The sequence below is a fragment of the Ralstonia sp. VS2407 genome (assembly GCF_052950655.1).
On record NZ_JBRFVG010000023.1, the window covers coordinates 1 to 12,413 of the forward strand.

The following is a 12,413-nucleotide window of genomic DNA, read 5'->3' on the forward strand; positions in this document are numbered from 1 at the left end:
ACCTGCTCACTACGCGTGACATCTGCCTCGACGGCAAACGCCTGCTCACCGATGGCCTTCGCCACCGTACAGGCCCCAACGTAGTCGCGGTCAGCCACGACAACCCGCGCGCCTTCCTTGGCGAACAACTCCGCCGTGGCCGCGCCGATACCTGCTCCAGCGCCTGTGATCAGCGCTACTTTTCCTTCCAATCGCATTACATATCTCTCAAGGGAGCAACACTCTTTTGGCGACATAAGCCGCGAGCGGTATTTACTTGCGTTTCTTCCAAAGATCGCTAAGCGTGTACCCAGTAGGGAGTGGATCTGAAGCGTCCAACACGTATTGGTGGAAACCTGTAATCCAGGCGCTACCTGTGATCATGGGGCGGACGCCTTGCTTGTCTCCAATTTGCAAGGTCTCGGCAATCTCACCAATGAACTCGGTACCCAGGATCGACTGATGCGTAAACTTTTCGCCGACCTGAATTTGACCTCGTGCATGCATGACGGCCAAACGCGCGCTGGTTCCCGTACCGCAAGGCGACCGGTCAAGACGCCCTGGCGAGACAATGACCCCGTTCTTCGAACGCAAGCCCGTTGGGCTACGTTCGAGCGGTCCGGCAAAGAGCGTTTGGTTGATCGTGTGGATTTCGGAATTTTCCGGATGAACTGCGGGAATCTGTTCGGCCGCCGCAGCCTTGATTGCCTCGCCAATTTCAACCATATCGCCGGCCTCATCCGGTTTGATTTCGAACTTGAGATCATTCGCATCAACCAGGACGTAGATCATGCCGCCATAGGCCACGTCGACCTTGAGCGTGCCAATCTTCGGTACCTCGACGAACTGATCCAAACCAAAAACGAAGCACGGAACATTGGAAAAACGCACGCTGACGCATTTGCCATCCCGGCATTCAGCGCGAACGCGAACCAAGCCTCCCGGTGCCTCGAGCGTTAGATCTGTGTAGGGCTCGGTCATGGGAAGCATGCCGGTCTCAAGCAATGCTGTAACGGTGCAGATGGTGTTACTGCCCGACATTGGAACGTAGAACTCCGATTCCATGATCACGAAGCCAGCGTCGGCTTCCGGGTGACAGGGAGGCAGTACAACGTTGACGCACTGCGTCACGCTGCCCCGAGGTTCTTGCAACAGAAACTTTCGTAGATCGTCGCCCTGAGTCTCGAGGTAACGCATCTTCTCGAAGACCGAATTACCTGGGACGTCCAATACGCCGCCCGTCACAACATCGTTTCGCTCGCCGCCGGTATGCACACCGACGACGTTCACCATACGTTTCAAGTTCATCGAAGCCTTCCGTTAGCCGGATACATCTTGATCGAAGACCTAGCGGCGCACCTGTGACCCACTTCTGCGCGCTGAAGCCACTCCTTCATCCATGTTCTCGCCAATCACAAAAAATGTAAAGCATTACATTCAGGCTGCCCCTTAGAGTTGCGCTAATTTACAAGTCACATGCCCACCACGTCGCGGCCTCTAGGCCGCCACGAAGACGGCATCAGTATTTTCCCTAGTAAGCGCACTTCCCATTCACACCTATCATGTAATCCTTTACATTTGTTGGCTGTGGATCTCCGAAAGACGTATATGAGTGCAAACACTTCGACAATAGCCGTTACCCCAAAGACGGACAGTCATGCATATCGCCGGGGCTCCCGTGTCGCCCTCGCCTTCCTGATTAGCGCTGGACTCATTAACAACCTTGATCGGAGCGCACTGTCCGTCGCCAACCACTTGGTAGCCACCGAACTGAACCTGTCCGCGGCCTCCATGGGGATGCTGATGTCGGCGTTTTCGTTGGTGTACGCGTTTTCACAGTTGCCCGTAGGCCTCATCCTCGACCGCTTTGGCGCCCGATTGATCTTCGGTTGCGGCCTAATGCTGTGGTCGGTGGCTCAGTTTTGCTGCGGTCTAGTGAACGGCTTCACGCAAATGCTCATTGGCCGCGCGATATTGGGCATCGGAGAATCCCCCCACTACCCGGCCTGCGCAAAAGTTGTCAGCGAATGGTTCCCCTCTGAGAAACGTGGCAAGCCAACAAGCCTCTTTCTGGTGGCCGGCACAATTGCACCAGCGCTGGCCCCCCCGGTGCTGACCGTCCTGATGATTGCGATTGGCTGGCGCATGATGTTTATGACGCTTGGCGCCTTGGGCATCGCTCTTGCCATCGCGTGGTTCCTCTTCTATCGGGGAGCACCAACGGATCCAAAATCCCGTGCCCGGGACACCCTGTCTCGCGTGAGCTTTGATGAGTGGCGCCGCCTATTTGCACAGCGCAACACCATCGCGATGATCTTTGGCTCTGCGGGTGTGATTTACATGATCTGGCTGTACATGTCGTGGCTGCCAGCATATCTTGAGCACGAGCAGCATTTGAGCATCGCTAAAACAGGCTGGCTTGCAGCGATTCCGTATGCAGCTGGGACGATTGGTCAGCTTTGCTGCGGCTGGTGTGTCGATTTCTTGACTCGTAAAGGCGCCAGCGTGTCGCTCAGCCGAAAGCTGCCAACGTGTGCTGGTTTGATACTGGCAGCAGGGTTCACATTCGCGGCGGCAAGCGCACACACCCCCGCAATGGCCGTCGCGACAATTTCGGGAGCCTTGTTCTCGATCTATTTCGCGAATGTTGGCACGTGGGCTATGGTCGGCGTCATGGTTAAAAGTCGGCTTGTCGCAACCATGGGGAGCGTGCTGACGTTCGGGGGCTACCTTGGCGGCTCTGCAGCCCCCGTTATCACCGGTGTCATCGTGGATCGCACGCAATCCTTCTCTGCTGCACTGTTAATCAGTTCAGGATTCGCGCTGATGGCAGCCGCAATATTTGCGTTCGGTATCCGCCTCAAATCGCAGGACGCCGACTAGGCCTGCACAAAAGCAATGGACGTACTCGGCAGTATTGACCTACGACAGGTCCGCTGCATCCTGCTCGACTTCGATGGCGTCATTCTCGATTCCGCCCGACTCAAGGCAGAGTTGTTTCTGGACGTGTATGACGGCGCTCTGACACCACAGCAGGCGGCTGAGATATTGCGCTATCAAGCGCTCCACGGCGGCGTCGGGCGAGTCCAAAAATTCCGTCATTTTGACGAACACGTCTTCAGACGCGAACCAGACGAAGCACGTGTCAAGATGCTGGCTGCAAAATACAGTGAACAGCTCCTGGCGCGCGTTTATACATGCCCCCTGCTTCCCGGAGCAAAAACATTCCTTGCAAATCGGCATGGCCATCAATCGCTGCATCTGATCTCCGGCACGAGTCAGAGAGATCTGGACACGATCGTCGCACGGCTAGGATTGACGCACTACTTTGACAGCATCGTCGGCGCCCCCACCGAAAAACAAGATGCATTTTTGTCCATCCTCGTGGGAGATCAGATGCTTCCGCATCAAGCGTTGGCCATTGGCGATTCGATGACTGAACTTCGGGCAGCACAGGCACTTCGCATCCCGTTCATAGGCATCGCTAATCCAGATGCACCGGACACGTTTGCGGCGGAAACAGTAGTCCTACCGAATCTCGCGGCGGCCGACGCTATCTGGAACTCGGCCGGTAATTAGCAGAAAGCCGACGGCGCACGCAATGTGCAACTGACCGACGACACGGGCATTCTGGCAGGTGCATTCGCACGGACGGTACGCAAGCCGGGGATGACGATGCCATCGTTACAGCTGGTCAGGGTGGCCACACCGCCTCAGCCACAGTGCACTTGCGTGGCGACTTCATTCGGGATGCCCGACTCAATCAAGATTTGGGAAATGCAATGTTTGCGCGCGCCACCGAAAACCTCTTGATAGCCTGATTGCTCGTGTCCCGCTATGATCGGATTTCCAAAAACCCGATAAGGAACCGACGTGGCGACGTACAAGGAACTGCTGGCTCAAAAGGCCAAGCTGGAAGAACAGCTTGAAGGCGCTCGACTCAAGGAACTTGAAGCGGTGATCCAACAGGTGCGCCAGATCGTTGAAGAATATGGCCTGACGGCAGAAGACATCGGACTCTTGTCCAAGCGTAGCCGCACTGCCAAGAAGAAACCCGTTGCCGCGAAGTACCAAGATCCGAAGACCGGTGCTACATGGTCTGGCCGTGGCCGTGCTCCGGCATGGATCGGCAAAAACCGCGACAAGTTCTTGATCGCCTAATATCGCAGCCACGCAGCATGGCCCAATATAGATGGGCCATGCGTTCATTTTCCTTCGCCCAGCGCCTATCGCTCCTTGCCGGCGGAGTGTTTAGTTAAGCTCCTAGAGAGCCGCCCCTTTGCTCGCCAAACGAAGGAGCGGCCACTGAATGCAACGAGCGTTTTACCCGCACCGGCCCATCTGAGTACGGCCGGATGAGGCCTCTCAAAGATCCGAACACCCGTTCTGGCGATCGATACGGGAGGAGCGCCAAGATGCCCAGCAACCTCATTGAGTGCGATGCGCAATTACCCGCGCCCACACTTCGCGACAATTGCTCGGGACGCCCCAATGGAACTGATGATTCCTGACATAAAACGAAGTTTCACAGGCTCCGCAAATTCATCCTTAAGTATTAATTGATTTTAATTGGCAGCACGATCTTATATGGCACACTTAAAAAAGTAATACACTTAATTCAAAAAATTAATAAACACCGCCCCCATCCCTCTCTAGCGTCCCTACCAAACAATATCTGAATTGATGATTGGTCCACCTCTATGTCACCGCAGTGGATCATTCATAACTTCGCGCCCAGATAGTGATCCATAGCCCACACAGTTTCAACGTTGAAACTGAAATTCACGAGCCACCAAGTACGGGTTGGCTCGAGCCAACTTAGTGAAAGCGAGCGCGGGCAGCCTCTGATGCTATGGATCTATTAGATCTCAGAATGCAGATCTACGCCCTCAACGCTGGGAATTTGAACTTCTAACCAACATCTTTACCAATCGAATAAATACCAAATATTCAAATTAAAATCATTCTGTTACAAATTAAATCCCGGCTTTACACCATCCAATCCAACTTTGAGACCTATACTTTTTCGAACCCTCGACAATCCAACGACGATCGGTCGCGAACCATTACGAATCTTTTCCGATCTATCTATTGGCGCTTTGCCAAAAGCGGTACATGCCATTCAAGCAATCCGGCGGCGCGTATCTCTACATTGCAGCAGCTATGCCGGCCTCTCGTTCTTTTGCTCACATTGCGGCACAGTTGCAAATAACTTGATGTCAGGTTGAACGAGCCTTAATCGTCCCTCTGGTTGTTTCACTCCCAATTCTTACAAGGCCCGTGGATAGAAATTCCTCCAGCAAAGACCCGAATCTCTCGACCACCACCTCAGAAGGTTTGGTGGTTCATGACAATCCCCTGCTGGCAAACGCTCCGCCAATACCAAGTCTTTCTCAAGCTATGCGGCTAATGGATCAGCAGAGATTAGACGGAGCATCCGTCTCATCGCGCGAGGAAAGGATCTTGCGGCGCGCAGCCAGCATCTACGTCCCCACCGCAACACACGCACGTGTCCTCATCGCAGTCGTGGCGCAAGTGCGTAGTTCGTATCTGGATAGAGACCTATCCACGGCCGATTACCGCGACTACGCTATCGCCGCGGTCGACTTCCTCCATGCGAGACCGACTCGACATACTGCAACACTACCATCTCGATTTGGTATAGCTCCGCGAGCACGGCCTAGTGGCATGGTGGTCGCTGCGCCGGTGCGCATGGGGCGACGCTGTCTCGCCGATGCGATCGAGTCTGCTATCGGACGCGGCCCCGTGATGACTCGAGTGCGAACCAGTACCGGCTTTGCCCAGTATTTCCAACTCAGATCGTTGCGCGTTCAGTGGCCAGTCGAAGGCAAGATATCCGGCTTTGCACACGCGTTCGTTGGAGCATTCGATGCAGCCTTCAATACCAACTATGCGAGCCATATTCGCAATCCGGTCTTCCGAGAGAGCCGTGTCACCTCTGCAATAGCTGCGCTTGGCGTTGCCTCGAACCTCGGCCTACTCATCGTGGAGGGCATTGGCGTCGATCGCTCGATGGCACGAGCATCGGACTCGACGTGGCAAGCGCTTGCTCAGTTCACCCGCGCCACTGGCATCCCGGTGCTATGTCTTGCTACACCAGGAGCCGCAGTGTTCGGGTTGTCCAAACTATCCAGCGCAACGGGAACTCTCGCCCCAAACGGGGTAATCGAGATAACCCGCAGTCGGAAGGCATCAGAGAAACACTGGATTGATATTTGCAAAGCGCAATTCGACGCAACGCTGCGCGAAGCGGGAGTTGCAGAGATGCCACCATGGTTCCCCGCCGTAGCATATGACTTGACACTGGGATATCCGGGTCTGCTGGCATCCGCCCTTACCAACCTTGCGCTGCAACTGCTGTCCCTAGGTGTACGTAAGTTCAACGCCGAAATGTTCCAGACATACGGCGCTAACGCACTCGCCTTGCACGAAGGCGAAATTTCCGCTGTACGCCAAATCGACAGGGGAGGCAGATACACGAAGCCTAGTTTGATCCGACACGGTGACTGGCTGTCGCTCAGCCAGCTGTCATCGACGCATCTCGCTCCAGAACTCATCGCCTAGGAACGGATGATGTTCAAAACCTTGTACGCCCCGGCACCGTTCGAGACGGCTGTCAGCCTTCTGGCAGCACTCGCAACGACCACGCTCCATCCAAAGATCCAGCAAATTCGAGCTGCTGCACTTGGAAGCAGCGCGCCTCTTCTGCAGACTGCGCCATGTCCTTTGCGATTGTTCTGCGCACTGACCGATGATTTCTATGGAGACGTGCTGAAGGTCTTGAGCGAGAGAACGCTTTTTCCCTTCTATCTTGGGTGCATGCGCCCATCTGCGGCAACAAGGCTCGCAACGCAAGCCTGCGATGGAAATCCGGGGCGGCTATGTTGCCCTGTACCACCCATCCACCTTCAGGGCGCCAATCGCTACGGAATTGACTGCCCGGAATGCTCGAGAATCAATCTCGAACTGACGGGTAGACGCTGCTCCTTGACGCTGCACTGCCTTCCGTTCTTAACAAGGTGCCCTACTCATCGGCGTCCATTGGAAGTCGTCGCATCTTGCAGCAGGAATGAATTGCTTTTCCTCGCACAGTCAAACAGGGCGCGACGAAGCAATAGCGTGATCCTAGGAAGCGCCTCTGCAGAGCTGCTCGGGAGTGCAACGAGTTACGGTGCGCTGGAAGCTATAGGCAAAGCATTACGCGACCGCAGCTATGTCGCAGAAGATGGAAAACTGAGACTGACTGCGCTGACCAAGGATGTCACCGCGACGTTCTCGGCAGGATTCGAGGATGTGAGACTCAACACCTGGTTATCTTCAGGCAACCTGCTACCGCAGGTGCTGCGGCACCTTGAACACCCAAGAAACCTTCTTCACCCGACGGGAGCAGCGCTTCTACGCGCGGCTCTCTCGAGAATCGAATACGTAGCGCCCATAACGGCGACTGCGACTACAAGACGAAACTCACGCGTCACCTCGCCAGAAAAAAGGGTTCAGCGGACCATGGAGATGCGAGGTTTGTGGCTCGCACATCAAGCAGATCAGGCCGGACGAAGCCGCAAGGCGATACGCGCGAGTGCATCAGCGCTATGGATGTGGCTCTACCGAAACGACCGTCAATGGTTTGACAACAACCAACCCCGCTCGAGAAAGGACCGAGAGCAAAACTCAATCGTGCCCCCATCCCACGCATAGCGTTTCAATACCTTTGGAGTCAATTTCATATGCAAATTCACGGCCACGCTTTGAATGGCATGTTGGCTGCCTCATCGATCTGCAAGGATGAGGTTTTTGCTGGATTCATTTCAAGGCAACGCTTCCGAGCGCTGCAAGCGCCGATGCAGCAACTATTGGGCTCTCCAAATAGACGCGTGCCGTGGTTCTTACCCACACGGCTCAAGGAGCACGTTCCACTTTGGGGTGATTGCGTTGGCTCTCTGGATTCGGTCCTAGCCAACAACACACTTGTCCCTGGCTTCAGCCGGTTCCTCTCGTCAGCAGACAAGGACCTTCTCTTTCGCCACCACACAGGCACCGAGATCATCGGCATTACGGCGACACTTGGCCTGATGTCGAGTAGGCATCGGGACCTCGCCCGTTCTGTCTGGAGCCCCGGCGTCTGCCTCGATTGCCTCGACGAAGACATCGCCCCTACGGGAGACCGAATCTGGCGTCGCGACCTACTTATGCGGCACGTACACGTGTGCCCGAGGCACGGCACAGCAGTCTACGATTTGTGTGGCTCGTGCTATCACGGCTTCGGAGGTTCAATTACGCTAGGAGAACCTCATAGCAAATGCTTATGTGGTGGGCCTTTAAGGCGACGAGAACACCTCGGCGGCAAAACATTCGAGAGACTAGAGCTTGCACTGGCACGCGGCTGGCACCGTCTGCTAGATGCGGACTTCGCACCGCACGCTGAAGGGCAATTCATTGCAGCCTTGGTATGCCAGAAAGCGCGCGAACTGGGGATTGTGAAAGGGCGACAAATAAAGTGGGAACGGTATGTTCAGACGTTTATGAGCCCAATCTTTGGCAAGTTGGGTGACAGCCTTCGGTTCCCTTTCAAAAGCAGGAGAGTCAATGGTTTCCTTCTCGGCCAAACTACTCTTCGCAATCCGTTTCACGCGCTATTCGTACTACTTGCGATGTTTGGAAAGTGGGAGGAGATCGAGTCTGCGCTCAACTCGACCACTACTGCTCCTGATCTCTCTCTAGCTTCCGTCAAGTCAACAAAGCATAGAAATAGTGCCGAAACAAGGGCTCGTTGGTTGACCCAGTCCATTCAGTGCCTTCCTGAGACGTGCCTACTCTACGAATCTTTGCGTAAGAAACACCCATTTCTTTCCCATAGGAGCCTCCGCGCACAATTGCCATCCATGAATGCACTGGCTGCAACGCGGGAACGACTTCGTGCGCATGGCGTGCAGTTTGACGAGGGAGATATTTCACAAGCACTGGACGCGTCTGCCGCCGCTCACATCGAACGGCGGGCGCAATCGCTGAAACAGGCTGGCGCGCCCTATCGCCTCTCTAGGCAGCGTTTGATGACAGATCACCCTCTTCGCAATTCTTGGCAGCATTCCAGGGTGCGTAGCCGCTCCCCTAAAACGGCGGCGGCACTTGAAACGCACCTCGAGACGTGGGTGATGTTCTATAGGCGGCAGCTGCCCGAGAAAATTCGCGCGGGACTGGTCCCTGGTTGGCAACCTGGAAGAGCAGACGAAATTGACCAGCTCACGGATGAAGAGGTGCACGCCCTCTGGCAACGCCACACGTTGTTTCTTCGACGGTCATGCAAATCCTGAACCTGAACGGGCCGTTTGTGACGCCCCGGAACGTCGCGTTGCCCAATCGTGATGCCTTTGGAGTGCCACACGGCCACGCCTATGTCCCACTACATAGTGCAGCCGACATGAGTTGGGCAACACGAGCCAGCTTCAGCGCGGTGAAATTTCGACGGTCTCACCAGGCTCTGTCTCTCAATGAGATGCGCCCGCTATTCGCGTTCGGATTCAATCCCTATGTTGTGGACATTCGAGACCAGTATCCCGTCTACGATCAAGAGGCCTACAACCGCGCAAGACTACGTGGTTCACGCATGCCGATCTCCGCTGTCATGACCTACGACATTGTCCTGACTTTGGTGCTCCCTCCTGACAATCGTCTGCATTACCACGGTGTCTCAATAAAGGACGCTGGACATCAGCTTTCTGACCAAGACTGGAAGAGACAAGAGCGGGAGCTTGCCAAATTTGCCGGACGCGGGTGGACATGGGAACTCTTGCGAGGAGACCAGTTCGGCAAACTGATGTGGGGAAATCACGCGCTGATGCGAACATGGATCACCAGCATCGACGTGTGGACGAGATACGACGAAGCACGCACCTTCGCAGCACGTCTCATGACCTGCTCGCAGAGCGGAACGCTCGATTCAGTTCTGACGCGGCATGCGCGATATCTTGGAATGCCGGCCGATCGCGTATTTGAGCTCTTTGCCGTCGCCAACTGCTTTGGATTCCTACGCCTAGATCCGGTTCGCCCAATGCGGGTCGATCTGCCCGTCTATTTGCTACACGAGTAGCGAGGAGCCATCAATGACTGTCGCTCGAATATTGCCCCCCGTCGGCGATGAGCATTTGATTACGCATCTGCGCGAACTCCACAGAGAAACATGGCCGGCAAATTTGGAGCGGTTCTCGGCATTCGCACTGGCGGACGATACGCCCGGCAAGGCATATGTAGCGGTGGCGTGGCAACCCAACTCAAGAACACTGCACGCTCAAGCCATCACCCTGGGTGACAGCCCCCCAAGATGCCGCATGCCCACCTCCTTCACGATCGAAGATGAGTGGCTTACGCGGGTCGTGCCTGCTCCTCGGCCAATCCGACCTCGGTTTATGCAGCCACCGGTGGAAGAGCTCCAAGAGAGCATGCGCGCTGGAATGAGGGAACGCCTGGCGCTAGTCAACGCTCTTCTGATGATAGATACAACTGGGCTTGGACAAGAGGCGTACTACATTGTCAACGACTACATATTCTGGGACCCTCAGATTCGTACAGAACGAATCAAACAGATGGTTCAACAACTAGGGGCAAACGCCGGCCTTCGGCCGTTCCTGTTGAAACTTCTCACGAAGTACATGTGGTACGGCGGTGGCGAGCACTCCATGCTTACATTGACACCGCTACAAGGAGGACCTGGAAAGATCCGCCTTGCACGCGCAACGAAGCCAGGCGCCCTATCGCTTGAAGAGCAATTGGACCGTGCGAGAGCACGTGTGAACGGTGTCGAATTCAAGCGTCGCAAGCGCTTCGACTCAAAAGACCTCAAGCAAATGACAGAGGTGCTGACGAAGGAATGGGCTGAACAGGGGGTCTCGCTGGCGACCACTCTTGAGCGACTGAACAAGAAATTCTACTCAAAGGGGAGATCCAAGCAAGCTCTGAGCTATGGTCAGCTTCACTATCACCACAAGCGGATCGTTCAGAAACATAAGCTCTTGGAAAAGCGCCTAGGGCGCGTGGCAACAGCGCAGTACGTTGACTCCAGGACAGGCAGTTCAAGCGACCTTACGCAGGGTGCACTAGAGATACTCGACGTCGATGGGTTTCGACCGAAGATTCCCGTTGGGGCCTTAGTCAACGGAAAAATGGAACCGATGGACATCTGCGTCGTCATCGGCGTGTCGAGGCTGTCGGGTGGGGTGCGCGGCTATGAGATATCGCTAAAAGGCGAGGTAAAGGAAGCGTACCTCAGATGCATCATTGCTTCTATTCTTCCAATAGCGAATGACCGCGCCGCATCGCTTGGCTTGACGCCATTGCCCGGGATCTTGGCGGGAAACATTGACGGCGTATTCGTTGACAACGGGCCTGGCAAAGCGAAAGACGTCCGTACCTCGGTAGAGCAGCTCGGTGGGATCATGTTCAATCCGCCTGGTGCGCGAGGCGATCTGAAAGGCATGGGTGAACGATTGAACAGAACCATGATTTATCTGATGGCCCAAGAGACGCAGAAAGGCTACACCCGAGACAAAAGCTTGCTGGAAACAATAAAACGAAGGCTTCGACGCAACACTAAACCGATGGCACTCGACGATTTCGAGCGCCTTCTCCTGAAAGCGATCAATCACGTCAATACTACATACAGCAAGCGCAAGCTTCGCTCCGCTGCCATGCGATCGGCAAAGACGGGCATCACGCCGGTTTCGATACATCGGTACTGTCAATCTTTGCGCCGTGGGCAAGCTGCCCGAGTGTGGAGGGAGAGAGACCTGTTTGATGCACTCATAGAGTGGAAGTACGTGCGCTGCAGGAAGGGCCTTATCACATACAAGGATGCCGACTACAGCTCCGACGAGTTAATCGCTCTTTGGAATGAATACTCAAAGTTGCCTGGGAAAAATCCGCCGCTGATGGTCGGCATCAAACGAACGCGGCCGTTCTCCGATTCGCTATCGTGCAAAGACAGCGATGAAAACGTGTTCGACATTGAGATGGTGGAAGCGGACAAGCGTCGCTTCGGACAGATCTCATGGAAAGCACATGAATTTGCACGCTTCGACGAGTCGATTAGAGAGGAGATTCTCAAGAAGAAACGCACCAAAGCCTCCGGCACGCTACAAGCTACCAAGCAGGAAAACCTCAATGCTATTGAGCAAGGGCGTGGGAACCCCTATGCCGGGGCTGTCGGCAGCAGCGTGATCAAAGCCAAACAGAATGGGAGTGCTTCGCGCGAAGATGAATTGAATGAGCGACAACGCATCGCCTACGGGCAGTCTCCATCGTCCCCAAGGAAGCAACCCGATACTGACAACGCGCCGACAGAACCGCCCGGTGAAGACGAACTTGCCGCAGCGGCCAGAGAAGCGGAAGACGCATACCGAACCCTCGATAGACCATGAGGAGAG

Annotated in this window: 9 protein-coding genes; 7 read left to right on the forward strand and 2 right to left on the reverse strand. The window is 55.2% G+C overall.

Going from position 1 to position 12,413, the window contains the following annotated elements:
- Nucleotides 1-197 (reverse strand): SDR family NAD(P)-dependent oxidoreductase (locus ACU8YE_RS23085; RefSeq protein ID WP_446929000.1); only part of this gene is annotated, 197 nt, incomplete at its 3' end.
- Nucleotides 198-252: 55 nt separating this feature from the next.
- Nucleotides 253-1,287, reverse strand: coding sequence for a proline racemase family protein (locus tag ACU8YE_RS23090; RefSeq protein WP_446929702.1), 1,035 nt, complete (start codon nucleotides 1,285-1,287; stop codon nucleotides 253-255).
- 300 nt (nucleotides 1,288-1,587) lie between these two features.
- Between ACU8YE_RS23090 and ACU8YE_RS23095 the strand changes: the two genes are divergently transcribed.
- The 7 genes from ACU8YE_RS23095 (at nucleotide 1,588) to ACU8YE_RS23125 (ending at nucleotide 12,407) form a co-directional block, all read left to right on the forward strand.
- Nucleotides 1,588-2,862 carry an MFS transporter gene (locus ACU8YE_RS23095; RefSeq protein WP_446929703.1) on the forward strand — a complete coding sequence of 425 codons (1,275 nt, stop codon included), beginning with the start codon at nucleotides 1,588-1,590 and terminating at the stop codon, nucleotides 2,860-2,862.
- Nucleotides 2,863-2,877: 15 nt separating this feature from the next.
- Complete coding sequence (locus ACU8YE_RS23100; RefSeq protein WP_446929704.1) at nucleotides 2,878-3,558, forward strand: HAD family hydrolase; 681 nt, start codon at nucleotides 2,878-2,880, stop codon at nucleotides 3,556-3,558.
- Nucleotides 3,559-3,852: 294 nt separating this feature from the next.
- On the forward strand, nucleotides 3,853-4,140 hold the full coding sequence (locus tag ACU8YE_RS23105; protein WP_446929705.1) for an H-NS histone family protein: 288 nt from the start codon (nucleotides 3,853-3,855) through the stop codon (nucleotides 4,138-4,140).
- A 1,527-nt stretch (nucleotides 4,141-5,667) separates the two neighbouring features.
- A complete protein-coding gene (locus tag ACU8YE_RS23110) occupies nucleotides 5,668-6,564 on the forward strand; it encodes a hypothetical protein (RefSeq protein WP_446929706.1) in 897 nt (298 codons plus the stop codon).
- Nucleotides 6,565-6,819: 255 nt separating this feature from the next.
- On the forward strand, nucleotides 6,820-7,695 hold the full coding sequence (locus tag ACU8YE_RS23115) for a TnsD family Tn7-like transposition protein (RefSeq protein WP_446929725.1): 876 nt from the start codon (nucleotides 6,820-6,822) through the stop codon (nucleotides 7,693-7,695).
- A gap of 1,600 nt (nucleotides 7,696-9,295) precedes the next feature.
- The gene (locus ACU8YE_RS23120; protein WP_446929707.1) at nucleotides 9,296-10,084 is read left to right on the forward strand and encodes a hypothetical protein; all 789 of its coding nucleotides are present in this window, start codon (nucleotides 9,296-9,298) and stop codon (nucleotides 10,082-10,084) included.
- Between the two features lie 13 nt (nucleotides 10,085-10,097).
- The gene (locus tag ACU8YE_RS23125) at nucleotides 10,098-12,407 is read left to right on the forward strand and encodes a hypothetical protein (RefSeq protein ID WP_446929708.1); all 2,310 of its coding nucleotides are present in this window, start codon (nucleotides 10,098-10,100) and stop codon (nucleotides 12,405-12,407) included.
- The last annotated feature ends 6 nt before the right edge of the window (nucleotides 12,408-12,413 follow it).